The 19025-nt window shown below is 58.4% G+C and carries 21 protein-coding genes and 1 riboswitch; of the genes, 7 read left to right on the top strand and 14 right to left on the bottom strand.

The window, feature by feature from the left end; all coding sequences use genetic code 11:
- Positions 1-49: 49 nt before the first annotated feature.
- The 3 genes from L6966_RS06045 to L6966_RS06055 form a co-directional block, all read right to left on the bottom strand.
- Positions 50-250, bottom strand: coding sequence for a hypothetical protein (locus L6966_RS06045; RefSeq protein WP_237233072.1), 201 nt, complete (start codon positions 248-250; stop codon positions 50-52).
- 25 nt (positions 251-275) lie between these two features.
- Complete coding sequence (locus tag L6966_RS06050) at positions 276-1631, bottom strand: deoxyguanosinetriphosphate triphosphohydrolase (protein ID WP_237233073.1); 1356 nt, start codon at positions 1629-1631, stop codon at positions 276-278.
- A gap of 65 nt (positions 1632-1696) precedes the next feature.
- On the bottom strand, positions 1697-2395 hold the full coding sequence (locus L6966_RS06055; RefSeq protein ID WP_237224529.1) for a GAP family protein: 699 nt from the start codon (positions 2393-2395) through the stop codon (positions 1697-1699).
- A gap of 91 nt (positions 2396-2486) precedes the next feature.
- Here L6966_RS06055 and L6966_RS06060 point away from each other — a divergent pair, with 91 nt between their 5' ends.
- The gene (locus tag L6966_RS06060; protein ID WP_237224528.1) at positions 2487-2624 is read left to right on the top strand and encodes a TetR family transcriptional regulator; all 138 of its coding nucleotides are present in this window, start codon (positions 2487-2489) and stop codon (positions 2622-2624) included.
- A 7-nt stretch (positions 2625-2631) separates the two neighbouring features.
- Here the strand turns inward: L6966_RS06060 and L6966_RS06065 are convergent, their stop codons facing one another.
- The 4 genes from L6966_RS06065 to L6966_RS06080 form a co-directional block, all read right to left on the bottom strand.
- Complete coding sequence (locus tag L6966_RS06065; RefSeq protein ID WP_237224527.1) at positions 2632-3405, bottom strand: transposase family protein; 774 nt, start codon at positions 3403-3405, stop codon at positions 2632-2634.
- A 585-nt stretch (positions 3406-3990) separates the two neighbouring features.
- The gene (locus L6966_RS06070) at positions 3991-4653 is read right to left on the bottom strand and encodes a DUF6973 domain-containing protein (RefSeq protein WP_237224526.1); all 663 of its coding nucleotides are present in this window, start codon (positions 4651-4653) and stop codon (positions 3991-3993) included.
- Between the two features lie 807 nt (positions 4654-5460).
- Positions 5461-5748, bottom strand: a complete 288-nt coding sequence (locus tag L6966_RS06075; RefSeq protein ID WP_237233074.1) for a helix-turn-helix domain-containing protein — start codon at positions 5746-5748, stop codon at positions 5461-5463.
- Positions 5749-5782: 34 nt separating this feature from the next.
- Entirely contained in the window at positions 5783-6085 is a 303-nt protein-coding gene (locus L6966_RS06080; RefSeq protein ID WP_237224524.1) for a GNAT family N-acetyltransferase, read from the bottom strand.
- 116 nt (positions 6086-6201) lie between these two features.
- On the opposite strand from L6966_RS06080, the gene L6966_RS06085 reads away from it, so the two are divergent.
- A complete protein-coding gene (locus L6966_RS06085) occupies positions 6202-6582 on the top strand; it encodes a VOC family protein (RefSeq protein WP_237224523.1) in 381 nt (126 codons plus the stop codon).
- A 180-nt stretch (positions 6583-6762) separates the two neighbouring features.
- Here L6966_RS06085 and dusB read toward each other — a convergent pair whose 3' ends face one another.
- Positions 6763-7959 (bottom strand): tRNA dihydrouridine synthase DusB, encoded by a 1197-nt coding sequence (gene dusB, locus L6966_RS06090; protein WP_237224522.1) that lies wholly within the window; start codon positions 7957-7959, stop codon positions 6763-6765.
- A gap of 240 nt (positions 7960-8199) precedes the next feature.
- On the opposite strand from dusB, the gene L6966_RS06095 reads away from it, so the two are divergent.
- Both L6966_RS06095 and L6966_RS06100 read left to right on the top strand, forming a co-directional pair.
- A complete protein-coding gene (locus tag L6966_RS06095; protein ID WP_237224521.1) occupies positions 8200-8739 on the top strand; it encodes a hypothetical protein in 540 nt (179 codons plus the stop codon).
- Positions 8711-9094: a hypothetical protein gene (locus tag L6966_RS06100; RefSeq protein WP_237224520.1), complete on the top strand. Its 384-nt coding sequence runs from the start codon at positions 8711-8713 to the stop codon at positions 9092-9094. The genes L6966_RS06095 and L6966_RS06100 overlap by 29 nt, the downstream gene beginning before the upstream one ends.
- 8 nt (positions 9095-9102) lie before the next feature.
- On the opposite strand, the gene L6966_RS06105 is transcribed toward L6966_RS06100, so the two are convergent.
- Together L6966_RS06105 and L6966_RS06110 are read right to left on the bottom strand one after the other, a co-directional pair.
- Positions 9103-9444, bottom strand: coding sequence for an MGMT family protein (locus tag L6966_RS06105; RefSeq protein WP_237224519.1), 342 nt, complete (start codon positions 9442-9444; stop codon positions 9103-9105).
- A 6-nt stretch (positions 9445-9450) separates the two neighbouring features.
- Entirely contained in the window at positions 9451-10425 is a 975-nt protein-coding gene (locus L6966_RS06110; protein ID WP_237224518.1) for a GNAT family N-acetyltransferase, read from the bottom strand.
- A 199-nt stretch (positions 10426-10624) separates the two neighbouring features.
- Between L6966_RS06110 and L6966_RS06115 the strand changes: the two genes are divergently transcribed.
- The gene (locus L6966_RS06115; RefSeq protein WP_237224517.1) at positions 10625-11245 is read left to right on the top strand and encodes a GNAT family N-acetyltransferase; all 621 of its coding nucleotides are present in this window, start codon (positions 10625-10627) and stop codon (positions 11243-11245) included.
- Between the two features lie 154 nt (positions 11246-11399).
- On the opposite strand, the gene L6966_RS06120 is transcribed toward L6966_RS06115, so the two are convergent.
- Positions 11400-12782, bottom strand: a complete 1383-nt coding sequence (locus tag L6966_RS06120; RefSeq protein WP_237224516.1) for a glycine--tRNA ligase — start codon at positions 12780-12782, stop codon at positions 11400-11402.
- A gap of 125 nt (positions 12783-12907) precedes the next feature.
- On the opposite strand from L6966_RS06120, the gene L6966_RS06125 reads away from it, so the two are divergent.
- Entirely contained in the window at positions 12908-13126 is a 219-nt protein-coding gene (locus L6966_RS06125) for an RNA-binding S4 domain-containing protein (protein WP_180377906.1), read from the top strand.
- A gap of 23 nt (positions 13127-13149) precedes the next feature.
- On the opposite strand, the gene L6966_RS06130 is transcribed toward L6966_RS06125, so the two are convergent.
- The 3 genes from L6966_RS06130 to L6966_RS06140 are packed head-to-tail and all read right to left on the bottom strand — an operon-like array spanning position 13150 to position 16453.
- The gene (locus L6966_RS06130; RefSeq protein ID WP_237224515.1) at positions 13150-13836 is read right to left on the bottom strand and encodes an alpha/beta hydrolase; all 687 of its coding nucleotides are present in this window, start codon (positions 13834-13836) and stop codon (positions 13150-13152) included.
- Positions 13837-13866: 30 nt separating this feature from the next.
- Positions 13867-15093, bottom strand: a complete 1227-nt coding sequence (gene metX / locus L6966_RS06135) for a homoserine O-acetyltransferase MetX (RefSeq protein ID WP_237233075.1) — start codon at positions 15091-15093, stop codon at positions 13867-13869.
- A gap of 4 nt (positions 15094-15097) precedes the next feature.
- Positions 15098-16453 carry an O-acetylhomoserine aminocarboxypropyltransferase/cysteine synthase family protein gene (locus L6966_RS06140; RefSeq protein ID WP_237224157.1) on the bottom strand — a complete coding sequence of 452 codons (1356 nt, stop codon included), beginning with the start codon at positions 16451-16453 and terminating at the stop codon, positions 15098-15100.
- Positions 16454-16576: 123 nt separating this feature from the next.
- Positions 16577-16694: riboswitch (SAM riboswitch) on the bottom strand.
- A 140-nt stretch (positions 16695-16834) separates the two neighbouring features.
- On the opposite strand from L6966_RS06140, the gene L6966_RS06145 reads away from it, so the two are divergent.
- On the top strand, positions 16835-19009 hold the full coding sequence (locus L6966_RS06145) for a S9 family peptidase (RefSeq protein ID WP_237233076.1): 2175 nt from the start codon (positions 16835-16837) through the stop codon (positions 19007-19009).
- Positions 19010-19025 lie beyond the last annotated feature (16 nt).

Below are 19025 nucleotides of genomic sequence, written 5' to 3' on the forward strand. Positions count from 1 at the left end.
GCGTCAAGCCGGAGCTAAGTGGTTTTTAGGGTCTATGGGCGCTGAGCATTTAGCTGTAGTCGTCGTCGAGCGGCCCCGGCCGGGTACGGCCCAGCCCAAACGATTCCGGGGAGAGCGCAATCAGCAGGGTCACAATAAAAGAGCCCACGCCAACAATCCAGAGGCCGGTAAGCGATCCGGCTAACAGGCCGATGAGTAAGCTGGCGAGAGCCGCCGTCAAGATTTGTTGAAAGGGTTTTTTGTATCTCATGTGTTGTCTCCTGAGTCTTGTGGCGCTACCACAGTGGCTTATCACCGACCGACCATTGGGTTCCTGTAATCCGCTTAAACAGGGCCAGAGCGGAACGGTCGGTCAGGCAGGCCACCTGATCGATAACCAGGCGCAGTTTGGCAGCGTCATCGTTGCGTCCTAGCTCGCGCAGATCAGCGGCAAAGACAGGTTCGAGGTATTCAGGGTTATCAAGTAGCGCCGCTACCAGGAACTCCAGGATTTCTTTCTGATTTTCGTAGTGCGGCTGGGCGTCACGAGGGGTCATCACAAAGGTGGTGGCAATACCCTTGAGCACGGCAATCTCATGCTCAGTTTCTTGGGGCACCACCAACTGGGCGCTGTAGCGAGTCAAATCTCCATCACCATAGACTTCGCGGGTGGCATTCATGGCCGAGGCGGCAAACCTGCCAATAAGTTTTGAGGTTAGTGCCTTGAAAGCGGCATGCGAACTACGGGTACCGCTCATAAAAGGCACCCAGCGTTCCAGGTTTTCGAGGCGATTTAGGGCGGCGTCGAGGGTGCTATCGTCAGCCCCCGGCAGATACCACTGGCGGGTTTTTTCAAACAGAATCTCACGGGTACTGGGGCTCTTGAGGTCATCCAGCTGTACGTGTCCGCCAAAGACAGCGTCCTCAACGTCATGCACCGAGTAGGAGATGTCATCGGCAAGATCCATGACCTGCGCTTCGATACATTTTTGGGTGGGTGCCGCTCCGGCCTCTACAGCACCGGCTCGTAGCCAGGTGAAGACCGGCAGGTCATCGGCATAGACACCGAACTTACGGTTGGGCTTGCCGTCTGGCCGCGGCGGAGCATCCGTATACCCCCATGGGTACTTGCAGGTGGCATCTAGGGACGCCCGGGTCAGGTTGAGACCGGCACTGCCGCCATCATGCCGCATCACCTTGGGTTCGATACGAGTGAGCAAGCGCAGGGTTTGCGCGTTGCCCTCAAACCCGCCGGCGTCTGCAGCTAGTTTGTCCAGGGCTGTTTCGCCGTTGTGCCCAAAAGGCGGGTGACCCAGGTCGTGAGAAAGGCAGGCGGCATCAACCACATCGGGGTCACACCCCAGCATTCTGCCCACTTCACGCCCAATCTGGGCAACTTCTAGGGAGTGAGTGAGACGGGTGCGCACGAAGTCATCGGTATCCGGGTCAACCACCTGCGTTTTAGCCCCCAGACGGCGCAGGGCGGCCGAGTGCAACACACGAGCGCGATCGCGTTCAAAGGGCGACCGGTAAACAAACTTATGGTGCTCGGGCACCCAGCGGGCGGCGTCCGCCTCGGTATAGCCGGGGCTGGGCGCGGGCTCACTGGGTGAGTTTTCAATCAGTTGTTGTGCACTTGGGGTGGTCTTCATGGTTTAAGTCTAGTAGCCCCTGTCCAGCTGACAGCAGCACATCAAAATCTGCCGACTCCAGCTTTCTAGAACAAGTCGAGCCTATTCACAGCATTCATAGCCAACCACACCCCCACAATAGCCGCAACCCAGAGGATGGTTACTTTGGCTTCGTATTCTAAACGCGGCATTATTTTGAAGATTTTTTCAAAGGCACGGTCACCCCACATGCGCGCACAGCAACCGATGAGAGCCGCCGGTGCCACCATCACCAGGCAATAGAGAGCCAGCACCACCAGCTGCGCTCCGAAAGATACTTCTAACGATTGAATAATGCCAATAGCAGCCAGGTAGGGCAGCATGGTTGCCGTCTCTAAAACAGCCGCCCCAACAGCCAGGCTCATAACCCCTAACAAACCGGTTCCCTTCCGAGCCGTAAGGTTAGTCTGGCTGGCGCGAGCGTCCATGATCTCATCTGCTGTTTTCTTCACGGGGTTCGGTGAGAAAACTCCAAAGATGAACAGAGCTACACCCAGTACCAGCGTTATCCAGCTGAACCATACGGTGGTTGCTACCTGGCTGAAGGCTTCTATCACCCATCGCATCCCAAAGAAAAGAGCGACACCAATCAGAAGATAAGAGACGGATATTGTGGCCAGGTAGGTGCCGTATGGGAGTACCCGCACCCGCCCCCATTTGAGAAGCAGGACTATAGGAATCACCAGGGTCCCCAGGCTGAGGCTATCAATTAACGCCAGCCCAAAGAGTGAAAAGTAATTGGTCATAACCCGCTCCTTCATACGATCGTATAAGACATTACCATACGAACGTATGAGAAAATAGGGTTAAGGCCTCTTCGTTGATCAAAGTGCATATATGTCTGATACATCTGCTCAAGAAACCTCCATAAGTGATGCGGCAATCCGCGTGATTGTCACACAAGGTTTTGATGTAGTGAGTGTGCGAAAAGTAGCCCAAGAAGCAGGCCTTGCCCACGGCGCCGTCCAGTACTGAGGCTTATTCATAAGGGGTGCCCCGCAGCCAAAAAACCAACCCCGCACCAGAAGAAAACACCCGCCCATACCAGCCCAGCGGGCGCCTGAACCCGGTATGAAGAATCCGCCAGGTCTTGACCTGAGCTTTTCACCCGCTCCACCACCGACCGCAAACGATTGAGCACCCTGTTATTCTTCTTCTGCTCCCGACTAAGCCGTTGCCCCGGCCTGCGTTTGGTAGGGGTAGCTAGGTTCAAGCCAACATAACCCTTATCAGCCAGAGTCGAAACATCTAGCAGTTGATCTAACCCGTGAGCTTTGAAGGCATGGGCATCATGTCTGGCACCCGGTAGCGGGTCGGTGATGGCCAGGAGTTTGCCGTCGAGGGTGCAGATGACTTGGTGGTTGAATCCTGCGCGTTTGTGCTTGCCCGAGAAGTTTATCTTACCTTGTGAACGCCAGTTCCAGATGGGAACTAAAGTGCCATCCACCACGAGGGAACCAGGTACTTTCAGGCTCTCTTTGAGAGGTCGGGTCAGAGGGGTAAGGACTTTCTCTAAGGCTCTTTCGATGGTGCTGATGGTCCTTGAAATGGTTGGTTGTGAGACCTCAAAGAGGTGGGCGAGGGCTTCTTGGGTGAGGTTGTGTCGGTAGCTGATGGGGGTGATTTTTAGGGCTTGGGTCAGGGTGAGTCTGCGGGGTTTCTCGGCTGGTTTGATCCAGGTGAGGTGGGTGTTGAGGGCTGTGATGAGTATGGCGAATTGCGTGGCGGTGAGGCCGGTTGTACGCTGGTGGTGCAACGGTCTTTCCTGGTGTGGCTTGAGAATATTTTTGGCGATTTATCCTCATGTTTACTGTCTGGTGGGGCCGTTGTTTCTTGGTGGGGGTTGGGGTGTGGACTCCCTTATGAATAAGCCTCACCGCTCTTCCAGTTCTTTATTTTATTGAGGACTTCTTTAATACTACAGTGCCTTGAGCTTGGCCATGTCTATGTGTTAGCCGACTAGACTTCGCACCTGAATATATCTATGGAAAACTATAGCATTTCCACCGAAATTTTTATATCATTTATTTTTCATATCTATACACACCGCCACACTCCACAAAATAAGGATTATTGGGATTAGTAAACTCATGTATTGTGGACCGCTAGATGCTGTAACCCCAGACTCCAAAACCCATTCACAGGTCTGTCCAGGGGGAAATAACGACCATCCTGATTTACCGAATATAGAGTCAGAACTAGTGGGACACCCTATTGAAATACTGTAATTTATATAACTTATAACTATAGAGGTTATCCATGCAACCCAACCAGTTATACATAACCATAGGGATATATTTTTTTTCATAATTTTACCCAATCCTTACATAGCTCCCTCACATTAGGGGCTAAGCTGGAGACGGCCATCATTAACGGCATCTACACATCCGTTTTTTGCAGCTTCTTCATTGGGTGAACTCTCACCAATCCCTCGACCAACTTCGTTATTTTTATAATCCATCTTATTCTCAGCTTCTGGACCATTAGAGATTTCCTCATGGTTATCTGCAACAATCTTTGCCTGGTCCTTATTAATGTGTATGGTCATCAATGCATTCCAATAACAATGCCTGAACGCATCACCAGGGCCATTATGCAAGCTATCCGGATAAAGTTCTTCAGCGGTCGCGTAGGCAGTATTTGCGTCATTTCTTGCAGTATAGCAATCAATCGGCCCTACCTGGAAGACACATCTAACACCCTCTGTAAACTTAGCTACATTTGGAGATCCTGATGCAGAACGAAACTTTCCAAGTGAAGATATCTCGCCACCCTCTACCGAGTATTTTTGAGATAGCTCCAAAGACTTGTAATATGCAGCTAGTTGCTCTTCTGTAGCTTGATTTAATATCTCTTCACTGGGACCTGTCGGATCCATAATATGTATTTTTTCTTCAGGAAATAAGTTCTCAGATGCATATGCAGTCGCATTAATACTAGAAAAAATTCCAAAAGTAAAAACACCAGCGACAACACCAGTTGAAATTTTCTTTACGAGGGCCATTGTTATTCCTTTCGTCCCAGAGCATCTTCACCCTGGTGATTGGCGACACTTAAACCCAATCACACACGCTTTAAATAAGTCAACTTGCTATATTGCGATTTGATAACAAACCCACTAAACCCCCTAGTCAGCACACTCTCAAAAAATCTACGTAACACCCCTACCGGCAGGGTGCTAGGCGGCAACGTCACCCAACCGGCATCCAAACTACCCCGCCGAGCCCTGACGGAGCACCACCCCACCCAACCACCAATCCCCCACCCCAAATGCCCAGCGCAGCACCCCGAAAACTTCGGGATTCACCAGGCAAAAAGCCATTTACGTAACGTAAATGTATAGCTTGCTCCGCCGGGACTTTGTGGTGATTTCTTATTGAGAACAATTCCGAATGCAACTTCCTGAGTCATTGGATGCATGAGGTGTGACGAAAAATCAGAGCACAAAACCGACCGACGGACTGACCTTTTTTCGCTCAGCTAAGACCACAACGAAACACGATTTTCCGTAACAGCCCGTTACGGTAGTGCATTTCAATGCCACAGGTGTGTAGATTTTCCGTAGATTTTCCCCACGCACTTTCTAAGGCAACAGCAAGCTGGGGAGACCTCCCTGCTTCTCTGCCTGTTTCTGCTTTTGGTTCCTGGGGTGCCTGCTGCTCTTAGCTGAGGACGAAGGTTTGGGCGGGGCTGGGGTCCTTGGAGTGGGTTTCTTGGGTAGCTCGGGAGGTGCTACCGGAGGCAGGGGGGGGTCTGTGAAGGGTCGGAAACCGTAATACCCTGATTAAGCTTCGTAAATGATACCTGCGGGCTAGTTCCAGCCGCGCTTCACGGTAGCGATACCCAGACCCGTCTTTTCGGCAACTTCTCGTTGCTTATAGCCGGCTTCTTTGAGCGCCTGAATCTGTGCCCTACGACCGATAGCCTGAGCACCCCGCACAGCCCTAGAAGCCTGGGTCGCTTTCATAAGGTTCTGTTTTTGCTTCTCGGTCTTTCGGCTCCCGCCCTTACCTCCGATTTCAGCCATGAACTCACGCACAGCTTCAGGGGCAGGCTCACGCCCCTGCGCACCTGTTTTCGGGGTGTACTTCTCACGCATGAACTTCTCAACACTCCTGACGATTCCAGCAACCTCAGACAAGGGTAAGGGCGGTACCCACTCCCCTGCCCTGATAGTCGGGGTGGACGGCCAGCGGCGCAAGGGCATAGGCGGGCCAGGAGCCTACCCAGCAACGACTGATGAGAACGTAGCCGACGAGGGCACCGGTGGTGGCGTCACGGGCGGTGAGGGAGATTCCCGGCTCCCAGGCATTGGGGTTGCCGCGTAGGGCTTCCACCAGATCAGCTTCATAGCTGGTATCAAAGGCTGCCAGGAGCAAATCGCGGATCTCTGCGGTATCGGCCGGGGTTTCGGGGCTGAGGGTGTGGGTTCTCATGCCTTTAAGTCTAGAGGCTAGGCCCAAGCTGGGGCGGGGCGCCCCTCGCCTACCTCCCTGACTTGCAGCGGGAAGGCGGACGCGTCCGCCTGGCCTGCGGCTGGTAGAGTGAAAATATGCATTCACTCTGGTTTAATATCGGCGTAGCCGACCTTGATCGTTCTGCTCGTTTCTTTACCGCTCTTGGTTTTGAGCAGGACTCGCATATGCCCGAGGCTATGCGCCGGGTGGCTCTGCCCGATGATAGCTACATTATGCTCTTTCCGCATGAGGCTATGGAGCAGTTTTTACCGGTTTCTTACGAGAACTCTCGAACCGAGGTGCTGATTAGTATCGGTGTTAAGAGCCGGGATGAGGTTGCTGAGATTATGGCTAAGGTTGAGGCAGCCGGTGGTGCAGTCACCGCTCCCCCGATGGAGTTTAATGGTTTCTACGGCGCTGGCTTTACCGACCCCGACGGCCACCACTTCAACCTGCTGGTCGTGCCCAAGGGCTAGTGGGGGCAGGGCATCCGCTTTCTTTATCGGCCCGCTGCTGACAAGAATCGCGCAGCGTCCACACACGGCGTGGGCACTGCGCGATTCTGGTAAGCACTCAATGTAACCTGTGGAAAGACAAAACTCCCACCGACCCACCGCCGCCCGATATGGATTAGGCGGGCCCGGCCGTCCGCATCTTTAGCCGCCGCTAATATCCAGTTCGGCCTCCACCAGTCCCAGACGCTCTGCGTCCCCCAGGACGCGGGAGTTCAGCCAGCCGTCGGGTAGGTGGGGCTTCTTGGGGTTGCCAGCTCGGCCACGGGGGCCCTCAACAGCGGCACCGGGGTAGCCGATGGAGTGATCCAGTTCGGCCAGGTACTCGCGGAAGGCCTCCAGGGTGGGCACGGTAGACATCTTGGCGCGCAGTTTGCCGCCCACCGGGTAGCCGTGGAAGTACCAGGCCACGTGCTTGCGGATTTCACGCAGACCGCGGTGCTCATCACCAAAGGTCTCAACTAACAGTTCCGCGTGGCGATAAATCATATCCGCTACCTCAGAAACAGAAGGGCGGTGGCGCTCTTCGGAGCCCTCAAAGGCGTTTTGCAGGTCGCCAAAGAGCCAGGGCCGGCCCTGGCAACCGCGGCCGACCACGATGCCGTCCACCCCTGTCTGCTCAACCATGGCGACGGCGTCCTCGGCCGAGAAAATATCGCCGTTGCCCAGAATTGGCACATCGGGGATAGCTTCGCGCAGGCGGGCAATGGAGTCCCAGTCAGCCTTACCCGAATAGTGCTGGGCGGCGGTGCGGCCGTGCAGGGCCATAGCTGCAACCCCGGCGTCGCGGGCGATTTTGGCTGATTCCAGGTAGGTCAGGTGGTCCTCGTCTATGCCCTTACGCATTTTGATGGTCAGGGGCACGTCCCCGCGGGAAGCCTCGCGCACGGCGGTCTGGACGATGGCGGTAAAGAGGTCGGTCTTCCAGGGCAGGGCTGAGCCGCCGCCCAGCTTGGTCACCTTGGGGACGGGGCAGCCGAAGTTCAGGTCGATATGGTCGGCGCGGTCTTCTTCGACCACCAGGCGGATTGCCTTACCCACGTTGACGGCGTCCACCCCGTAAATCTGGATGGAGCGGATTTTTTCGTCGCCGTCATGGTCAATAATGCGCAGGGACTCGGGGTTGCGTTCCACCAGGGACCGTGCGGTGACCATCTCGGTGACGTAGAGCCCGCCACCGTAGTCGCGGCAGAGCCGACGGAAGGCCTTGTTAGTCACGCCAGCCATGGGCGCCAGAACCACCGGGGTGTCGATGGTGTGCTTGCCCAGGGTAAGGGGCGGGAGCTTGAGTTGCTTGGCGCGGACCGGGGCCTGGCCGGTTCCTGGGGTCTCTTGTGTCATAACCTTCCAATTTTGTCATAAGGACGCGGTGGGCGCAGTTACCGCTACCACGGCGGGCCGGGGCGGCTCAGCGTCGAATGTGCCACTTATTCCCGAGCGTGCCACTCTTACTGCCCCACTCGGGAGTAAAAGCCACATTCAAAAAAGGAAAAGTCAAAGAATCTTGACAGGCCCACATAAAACCCACCATACTCGTGATAAGTCAACCTATATTGACATCGCCCACATGGAGGAGGTTCTATGGATTCGACCGACCCCCGAATCACCGCCGTCCGCACCGCTAATGAGCAGGTTAGCCAGGCAACCCGTGCGCTTGAGGACGCCGTGCAGGCGGCTCGCGCAGGCGGCGCCACCTGGCAGCTCATCGGCTCGGCTATCGGAGTGACTAAGCAGGCTGCTGCCCAGCGCTTTTCAGAGACCGTCTACAACGCCCGGTCTCTCTCGCAGATTCAGGTGGAACTGGAACAAGTCACCGAGGCCCTCTTCGCCGCACTTGCCCACGAAGACATTGAGCATGTACACAGCCACATGACCTATACCACCACCCGGTTACTGTCTAAACGCAAGATTCTGAAAACCTGGCAGCAGGTGCTTGAGGCAAATGGCCCCTTTGTCGAAGTCAAGAAAACGGTAGTGGAACAGGCAGGCTCCGGCTTTACCCTCACCTACCGGCTGCGCCACGAACATGGAGAGCCGGTCGGCCAACTCTCATTCAACTCAGCCCGCAAAGTAACAGGATTGGTGATCTTCAATGACGATTCGACGCCCCTCCCCTGGTAACAGTATCTACGCACCCCTCATCATGGTGGGGCTGTGGGGTCTCCACGGTTGTATCACCTGGTACCTCAGCCGAGAACTAGCTATCACCTTGTGGGCGATTGGCCTCGTGGCTGTTGGTACGGTGCTCACTCAGTGGTTCCTACGCCCCAGGGGAAGCCGCACGATGGTATGGCGACCGGGACTCTTTGCCTGGGCGCTTACTATTACCTGGGTTCTCTGGGCAATTCTCAATATCTTTTGGGATATGCAAGCTCAGAACGCTGCAATCTGGCCGTTGATCGGGTACATCGGTTCAAGCAGTAGCGCCCGGGAGGCTTCAGCTCAGAGACGTAGGGCCCGCGACATCGGCGTATAGCCTCCCTTTTATGCCCGCCCCTCCCCCAGCTCAGCTAACCGCTGGGCAGAGAGACGAGCCAGGGCGTCCGCGTCCATACGGGCAGCGCCCAGAGCGACCCGCCCCGTGCTGGTAAGCGGGGTGCCCTCGTCCTGCCAATGGGAGTACGCCTGCTCTAGGTGCCCCGGTATCTCACCGCGGGCATTGCAGACCCGCCACCAGGGAACATTCGATCCCCAGGTCGCCAGCACGCGCCCCACCAGCCGGGGCGATTCCCCGGTGACCGCGCCGACGTCCCCGTAGGTAGCAACCTGCCCGGCAGGCAGGCACTCGACCACACGCAAGATTCTCTCTACACGTGTATCGTCCATGGCTGCTTAACCGTCCACCAGCACCAGGGTTTCACTGGTGACAAAAGCAGCGTCCATCTTCACCAGCTGGTCAATCAGCACGGCCAGATCCTCCATAGAGTCATCGACCTCGATCTGCACAGGGTAGGAGGCGGTCAGCACCGAGAGCAGCTGCATGATGGCCTCGCGGGCACCGGGGTGGCCCACCCGGTAGCCGATGGTAATTTCGGTGGCATCATCCTCAGAGACGGGCATCTGGCCAGCATCTACCTCGATGGGGCGGTAGCTCACAGCAAAGGCGATAATGTCGCCCTTCTTCCCGTTGGCCTGGGCGCGCAACACATCGTCGCGCAGCACGACGGCGCCCAGGGCTTCAGCCTCATCAGAGAGGAAGAGACGGTTAATGCGGCCTATGGGGAGGTCGGCGGGTTCGTCCCAGGTGTGCACGGCCCGGTAGAAGTCCCAGAAGTTCTGGGTGAGTTCGACTGACCCGGTGGCTAGGTCCTCGATGGCCTGGGTGATGCGTTCGGAGTCGTCCTGGCGCAGGGGTACGGACGGCACCGCCCCGGCTTCAATGCGCACCATGCGCGAGCGCTGGGCAGCCGTGAAACCGCGGGCTAAGGCGAAGTTTAGGCCGGTGGATTCCGGCTCCACCTTGGTACGCAAGGCTGAGATTCCGCTGGGGGCTGAGGCGGCTGCGTCCTTGAGGGCCTGCAGGATTAGAGTGCCCAGCCCGGTACGGCGGTGATCAGGGGCCACTTCAATGTAGCACCAGAGGCGGTTCGGGTGCAGGTCGGTCTCGTAGATAGCGCCCGCTGCCACGGGCACCCCCTGGTGCTCAGCGACCAGAGTACGTGAGAAAGGGGACTCCGAGCCAGAAGTAAAAGACGAGCGGAAAGCAGCTACCTGCCGGTTTTCGGGGTCGTTCCAGTACTCTAGCAGGGCAAGGGTGTCACCCTCATGCCAGGGGCGCAGGGTGTAGGTGGTCTCGGCGGTGCTCATCGGATTCGTCTCTTTCAGTAAGGTCAGCGGGGGCGTACCCATCTACTTTAGCGCCCTTACCCAGCGGTGGGCGTGCTTGCCCAAGAGACAGCTCATGCTGAGCGTGAACCTACCTCACGGTGTTGAGTTCATTTGCCTGTTACCGGCTAAAATTGAAGGGCTAAAAGTTCATTTGACTCTATATACATAGCGTGGTGTTATGACTTCTCCCCTTGCCCACAAGCCCACTCTCGTAGGTTCCCGTATTGAGTTGCGCCCCTTTGACGCTGATGCTATTGATGCCATGATTAGCATTCTTCAGGAGCCAGAGGTGCTGATTAAGACCGGCACAGTCCACTCCCGGTCAACTGAGGCCCATCCCTTCGACGAGGCTAAGACTCGGGAGTGGTACGCCCGCCGCAACGATAAGATGAACCGCCTTGACCTGGCGATTTATGCGCTGGATCAGCAGAAGTATGTAGGCGAGGTGGCTTTCAACGAGTACGACCCCGATAACGGGTCGGTTAACTACCGGATTGCGATTGGCCAGGCTGGCCAGAATAAAGGGTATGGTACCGAGGCTACTAAGCTCATGGTGGATTACGCCTTTGAGAAGCTGGATTTGCACCGCATTGAGTTGGAGGTGCTGGACTTCAACGAGCGCGCCAAGCACGTCTACACCTCCTGCGGGTTTGTAGCAGAAGGACGCCGCCGCGAGGCTTTCCTGATTGACGGCCAGTACCACGACGCGGTACTGAAAGCTGTGCTGCGTAGCGACTGGGAGGCAGCCCGCTCAGTGGCAGGCCACCTGACCCTCGACTTGAAGCGGGTAGAAATCTAGCGTCGCAGGTGCTGGAGGTATAGGAAAAGGCGGACGTGCAGAGAGCCCGCTGGCTCGGGGCTGGCGTGAATTGGGGTGAGCGCCCCAACGCGAGCCCCAAGAGGGTCAGCAGGCTCTCCGCACGTCCGTCCTTTTGTCTATCTAAACTAGCTTCTTACTTGGTCAGCTTGGCTGCCAGGTAGGCGGTGACCTGATCCAGGGCTACACGCTCCTGGGTCATGGTGTCGCGCTCGCGGATGGTCACTGCCTGGTCTTCCAGGGTGTCGAAGTCGACGGTGATGCAGAAGGGGGTGCCGATTTCGTCCTGGCGGCGGTAGCGGCGGCCGATGGCACCGGCGTCGTCGTAGTCGATGTTCCAGGCCCGGCGCAGCTCGTCGGCCAGGTTCTTGGCGGTGGGAACGAGGTCTTCCTTCTTAGAGAGGGGCAGCACGGCGGCCTTGACGGGGGCCAGGCGGGGGTCGAGCTTAAGCACGGTGCGCTTGTCGACGCCGCCCTTGGTGTTGGGAGCTTCGTCTTCCACGTAGGCATCCACCAGGAAGGCCATCATGGAGCGGGTCAGGCCGAAGGAGGGTTCGATGACGTAGGGCACGTAGCGTTCGCCGGTGCCCTGGTCGAAGTATTCGAGCCTAGCGTTGGAGTGTTCATTGTGCACGCCCAGGTCGTAGTTGGTGCGGTTGGCAACGCCCATGAGTTCGCCCCATTCGGAGCCCGTAAAGCCGAAGCGGTATTCGAGGTCCATGGTACCGGCTGAGTAGTGGGCGCGGTCGTCTTCGGGGACGTCGAACTTGCGCATGTTGTCGGGGTTGATGCCCAGGTCTACGAACCAGTTCCAGCAGTCTTCAATCCACTGGTCGTAGTAGAAGGGGGCGTCGTCGGGGTGCACGAAGTATTCGATTTCCATCTGTTCGAACTCGCGGGTTCGGAAGATGAAGTTGCCGGGGGTGATTTCGTTGCGGAAGGCCTTGCCGATCTGGCCGATGCCGAAGGGTGGGCGCTTGCGGGCGGCGGTGACGACGTTGTTGAAGTTAACGAAGATGCCCTGGGCGGTTTCGGGGCGCATGTAGTGCAGGCCCTCTTCGTTATCGACGGGGCCCAGATAGGTTTTCATGAGTCCTGAGAAGTTCTGGGGCTCGGTCCACTGGCCCTTGGTGCCGCACTTGGGGCAGACGATGTCTGCCATGCCGTTTTCGGGGGCGCGGCCCTTCTTGGCTTCGAAGGCTTCGATCAGGTGGTCCTGGCGGTGGCGGGAGTGGCAGGAGAGGCATTCAACCAGGGGGTCGGTGAAGGTGGCGACGTGGCCTGAAGCTTCCCAGACTGCCTTAGGCAGGATAATGGAGGAGTCGAGGCCCACCATGTCTTCGCGTCCGCGTACGAAGGTCTGCCACCACTGCTGGCGGATGTTTTCTTTGAGTTCGGCACCGAGCGGGCCGTAGTCCCAGGCTGAGCGGGATCCACCGTAGATTTCGCCTGCTTGGAAGACGAATCCGCGGCGCTTGGCCAGTGAAATAACGTTGTCGAGTGTGGACTTCGGTGCCATGTGTTTTGGTTTCTCCTATGAGCCTGCGCCACCGGTTGTGGCGTGCTTGGATGGTTGTGCGCCGGTTTGCGCGCCTTTAAGACTACCGCACGGGTGGCTGATGGGGTGCCGGTAAAGTGATAGGTATGAGTATTGAGTCTGTTGTGATTCGTGATGAGATGATTCGCCTGGGCCAGTTTTTGAAGCTGGCTAGCCTGGTGGAGAATGGGGTACATGCCCGGCAGGTGATTCAGGACGGCCTGGTCAAGGTCAACGGGGAGATTTGTGAACAACGTGGGCGGCAGCTACATGCTGGCGATACCGTTGAGCTGAACGGTCTGACGGTGCAGGTGGAGACCGAGTAAGCTAACTGCTCTTACCACCTGGGTTAAGCAGACAGTACCTTCTCTTTGAGGAACCCCGCGACGTGGGTGAGTTCTGCTGCTGCAACCCCGTGCCCGATGTTGGGGTAGGTCTGGGCGGTGAGAGCGGTGTGGTCGGCTGCCCACTCCTGGGTGTAAGTAATTTTGTCGGAGGTGATGATGGGGTCAGCTTGGTCGCGCCCCCAGAAGAGGGGCAGGGGTGTAGCTGCCAGCTGGGCGTCCTTGAAGTAGTGCTCTCCCCCGGCCACGGCGTAGCCGGAGAGCCCTACCACGGCCTTGATAAGGTCGGGGCGGGCACGGGCTACCGAGGTAGCAAGAGCCATGCCCTGGGAGAAGCCCAGCAGGGTCACGCTTTCGTAGTCGGCGGCGATGGGTTCCAGCCAGCCCAGCAGGTAGTCCACGGCTAGTTCGATTGCGGTGAAGCCTACGGTTTCAAGCTGCTGGTTAAGGGGCCACCATTGGTAGCCCATGGCGGAGCCTTGGATGTAGGCGGAGCCTGCGTCTGCTGGTAGCTGGTAGCCAACGGGCTGGGGCGCGCGGACGGACGCGTAGGTCACCTTCTCGCTGGGCAGGTAGGGGGTGAGCCCCAGCAGGTCACGCTCGTGGGAGCCGTAGCCGTGTAGGAGGACGACCAGGTGGGTGCCCTGGCGGAAGGGCTCTGCCTTGGAATATTCAACAAGGTACTGGTTCATAACTCCCAACTTACCACCGGCAGAGCCAGCCTAGGCCACTGCCCACAGGTGTTTGCGCCCCCGCGGTTGTGCTTCGTCGGCGGCATCCTGGGCTTCAATGCTGGTGGCAAGAATCCTCTCAAGTTGTCCGTGTTCGATGAGGAAGCCATCGTGGCCGCAGGGCGAGTGAATCACGGCAGGTTCTACGGGGTTGGGCAGGGCTGCTGCCAGGATTTGTGAATCGGAGGGGAAGAAGAGACGGTCGGAGTCGACGTAGGCGATAGTCCAGTTGCAGGTGGTGCGGGCGAGGGCTTTGTCGAGGCCGCCGCGGTCACGCCCGAGATCGTGGGAGAGCAGAGCTTCGTTGATGGCCAGGTAGGAGTTGGCGTCAAAGCGGTTGGTGAGTTTGGTGCCGTGATGATCCAGGTAGTTTTCGACCTGGTAGCGGCCACGTTCTGCGGTGAGGGGGTGCAGGACGTTGTGGCCGTCCTGGGCGTCGCGGCCAAAGCGGAAGTGGAGTTCGGCGGCTGAGCGGTAGGTGGTGTGGGCGATACGGCGGGCCAGGGCGAGGCCGGTGACGGGGCCGGGGCCCGGGTAGTAGTCACCGCCTGCAAACCCCGGATCCTGGCGGATAGCCAGGTTTTGCATATGGCCCCATGCAATCTGCTCGGCGGTGGCTGCGGGTCCGGAGGCAATCACGGCGCAGGAGCGGACGAGGCCGGGGTAGGTGACGGCCCATTCAGCGGCGCGGGCCCCGCCTAAGGAGCCGCCGATGACGTGGTGCAGAGATTTGACGCCCAGCGCATCGAGCAGGCGTTTTTCGGCGTGCACGCTGTCGCGGATGGTAACCAGGGGGAAGCGGGAACCCCAGGGTCTACCCTCCGGGTCAGCCGAGGCAGGCGCCGGTGACGAGGGCCCGGTTGACCCATAGCATCCTCCCACCATGTTGGGGGAAATAACGAAGTATTTGTCGGTGTCGATGACGCGGCCGGGGCCGACGGCGGTAGGCCACCAGCCGGCAGCCTCAGCGGCCTCGCGGTCCTGCTCACTGGCGCCAGCCCCTACGCGCCCTGCCGAGACGTGGGTGTCTCCGGTCAGGGCGTGCAGAATCAGAATGGCGTTGTCGCCCGCCTCGTTGAGGGCTCCCCAGGTTTCGTAGCCGATGGTGACGTCGGGGAGCAATGCGCCTGATTCGAGGGGCAGGTCACCAACCTGGGCGTAGGTGAGCACGCCGTCGGTACGGGTGGGGGTGGTGTCAGCGGGGCGGGCGGTCGTCATTGAACTACCTTTCCTGAGCGATGGCGGTGAAGCCGAGTTCGAGGTCAGCGAGGATATCGTCGATGTGCTCTATACCTACCGAGAGGCGAATGAAGGCGGGGTTGATGCCGATGGCTTCAAGCTCTTCGGTGGTGGACTGACTGTGGGTGGTGGAGGCCGGATGTACAGCGAGCGAGCGCACGTCGCCGATATTGACCAGCAGGGAGTGCAGGGAGAGGGAGTCCACGAATTTCTGGGCGGTTGCGGCGTCGGCCTCCTTGAGGGTGAAGCCGAGGACGGCACCGGCCCCCTTGGGTAGGTATTTTTGAGCCAGTTGGTAGTAGGGGGAATCGGGTAGGCCGGAGTAGGTGACCGATTCGACCTGGGGGTGGTCCTTGAGGAAGTCGGCAACCTTGCGGGCGTTCTCTACGTGGCGTTCGACGCGCAGGGAGAGGGTTTCAAGACCGATGGCGATGTTGAAGGCGTTGGTCGGTGAGATGGATGAGCCCAGGTCGCGCAACAGGGAGACGCGGGCTTTGAGGATGTAGGAGAGGTTAACTCCGAAGACACCGTCCGCGCCGAGGTCACGGGCGTAGATCAGGCCGTGGTAGCTTTCGTCGGGCTGGTTGAAGAGGGGGTACTTGTCGGGGTAGGCGCCGTAGTCGAAGTTGCCGGAGTCGACGATGACGCCGCCGACCGAGGTACCGTGACCACCCAGGTATTTGGTGGCTGAGTGGATGACCACGTCAGCGCCGTACTTGATGGGGTTGAGCAGGTAGGGGGTGGCTACGGTGTTGTCAACAATCAGCGGTACCCCCACCTCATGGGCTACGCCTGAGACGGCTTCAATGTCGAGCACGTCGCCGCGGGGGTTGGGCAGGGTTTCTGCGTAGAAGGCCTTGGTGTTCTCGCGGGCGGCAGCTCGCCAGGATTCAGGGTCGGCAGGATCATCAACGAAGGTGGTTTCAATGCCCAGGTTCTTAAGGGTGTACTTGAGCAGGTTGAAGCTGCCACCGTAGAGGGAGGGGGAGGCAACGATGTGGTCACCGGCCCCCGCAATGTTCAGAATCGCGAAGGTGGAGGCTGCCTGGCCGCTGGCGAGTAGCAGAGCTCCGACGCCGCCTTCGAGAGCCGCGATACGGTTTTCGACCGCTTCTTGGGTTGGGTTGTTAATGCGGGAGTAGATGGGGCCAAGTTCTGAGAGGGCGAAGCGGCCAGCTGCCTGGGCGGAGTCCTTGAAGACAAAGGACGTGGTCTGGTAGATGGGCAGGGCACGGGCACCGGTTGCCGCATCGGGCTCCTGGCCTGCGTGAATCTGCTGGGTTTCGAACTTCCAGCCTGTGGGGTTGGAGGGGGTGGGAAGGGTGTTCTCGGTGGTCATGCGGTTACTCCTAGGGAGGTAGTGGTGTTTCAGTGTTCAGTTGAAACGGGCCGCATGCCGTATCTTCCGCCCGGGTAAGGAGGAAAAGAATCTGATGCCCTCGCAGAAGATAGAGGCACATCGGTCCCGCGCTTGCGTACCTGGTTCTCGATGGGTACGCCAGGTCTTCACCCAGGGCACCCCACCGCGAGTGGAGGGTTGCCGACCAGCTAGCTGGGGCTTAGTGCTGGCTCTCTTGACCTGGTTCAAGTCTGCACAGAAGGGGCTGGTAGCGTCAAGAGCAGGTTGGAAGATTTCAGCATGTGTCGTTCTATTGCGCAGGTTACGTAACGGGGGCGTCCTTTAGAATAAGGGGAGGTTAAGTTTTCTGTGAAAGGGCTGATGATGTCTCTGACTCCTCCTCTTGCCAAGCGCGTACCCGTTGAGCGCACTCATCACGGCGATACTTTTGTTGACCACTACGAGTGGTTGCGCGATAAGGGGAGCAGCGAGGTTTTAGAGCATCTGCGGGCTGAGAACGCCTTTACCGAAACCGTCACGGCAGACCAGCAGCCCCTGCGTGACGCTATCTTTGAGGAGATTAAGGGGCGTACCCAGCTGACCGACATGTCGGTGCCCTCGCGCCGCGGGGCCTGGTGGTACTTTAACCGCACGGTTGCCGGTGAGCAGTACCCGGTCATGTGCCGCGTCCCCGCCCTGACGGAGGGCAGCGTGGAAGAGCGCTACCGGCCACCGGTCGTGCGCCCCGGTGAGCCGCTTGACGGCGAGCAGGTGGTACTGGACTGCAACGAGTTTGCCCGGGATATGGCCTTTTTCTCACTAGGCTCCTTCCAGGTCACCCGTGATGGTTCCCTGCTGACTTTCGGGGTCGATGACTCTGGCGACGAACGCTACACCCAGTATTTTAAAGACCTAAACACCGGCGAGATTCTGGAAGAAAAGATTGAGGACGTCGTCGCTGGGGCTTTCTTTGCCTCGGGGGCCAAGCACCTGATTTACTCGGTGGCCGATGAATCCTGGCGGCCCTACGAAGTGCGCGCCCACGCTATCGGCACTGGTTCTTCCCAGGACCTGGTGCTCTATCATGAGGCAGATCAGGGCATGTGGCTTGACGCTGGTATGTCCTCTTCGCGCACCCACCTGGTGATTTCGTCGAGCAACTCTGAGTACAGTGAAACCTACGTCATCAATATCCATGAGCTGGGCCAGCTAGAACCCACCCTCGTTATGAGCCGGGAACACAAGATCGCCCACTCCACTGACATTATTGATGTCGAGGGCACCGGCTACCTGGTCTTGGGCCATAACAAGGACGCCCCCAACATGGAGCTTGTGATGCTCCCCCTGCAGGACGAGCACCGCCCCCTGGAAGATATGATGCAGGAGTGGGTACCCCTGGTGCCCCACCGCGCGGACGTCCGCCTGGAATCGGTTAAGTTCTCCCGCAACCACCTGGTCCTGATGGCCCGGGAGAACACCACCGTCAAGGTGTTTGTGGCCCCGCGTACCGCACTGGCTGAGCAGGTTGCTGCGGCCCACCCCCAGGGAATTGAGCTACATGAGCCCGGTGGATTTACCGAAGAGCTCTACACCTCGGCTTTCTCGGGCGTGAATATCATGTCCCCGGTCATCCGCCTGAACTACACCTCCTACCTAATCCCCAACAGCGTCTACGACTACTTCCCCGACACTGACGACCTGGTACTACGCCGCCGCACCCCCGTGCTTGGCTACGAGCCTGAGAACTACACCGCCTACCGCATGTGGGCACCGGCAGCCGACGGGGCCATGATTCCGCTTTCCGTTATGCACCGCGCTGACCTCGACAAGTCGCAGGAAAACCCCGTCATCCAGTACGGCTACGGCTCCTATGAGTCCTCTATGGACCCCTACTTCTCTACCGCCCGCCTGAGCGTGCTGGACCGCGGCGTCATTTTCGTCGTTGCCCATATTCGCGGCGGCGGTGAAATGGGCCGGGCCTGGTACACCGAGGGTAAGAAGCTGGCTAAGAAAAATACCTTCACCGATTTCATCGATGCAACTGACTTCTTAGCCTCCCAGACCTGGGTAAACGCCACCCGTATCGGCATTATGGGCGGTTCGGCCGGTGGCCTGCTCATGGGTGCTGTGGTCAACATGGCTCCTGAAAAGTACGCAGTCTGTGTAGCCCAGGTTCCCTTTGTGGATGCTCTCACCACCATTCTTGACCCCGAGCTGCCGCTCTCGGCCCTGGAGTGGGAAGAATGGGGCAACCCCCTCACCGATCGGGAGGTCTACGACTACATGAAGTCCTACACCCCCTACGAGAACATCCGCCCAGTCAAGTACCCGGCCATCGCGGCGGTCACCTCCCTCAACGACACCCGCGTCTACTACGTCGAACCGGCCAAGTGGGTTGCAGCCCTGCGTGAGACCATCGACCCGGCCTCCCCCACTCCCCTGCTCAAAATTGAGATGGACGGCGGCCACGGCGGTGGCTCAGGCCGCTACACCGCCTGGCGCGAAATCGCCTGGGACTACTCCTTCCTGCTCACCCACCTGGGTATCACCTCCTAACCACCCCCTGATGCCC

This window comes from Rothia nasisuis, from assembly GCF_928381405.1.
Taxonomy (GTDB): Bacteria; Actinomycetota; Actinomycetes; order Actinomycetales; family Micrococcaceae; genus Rothia; species Rothia nasisuis.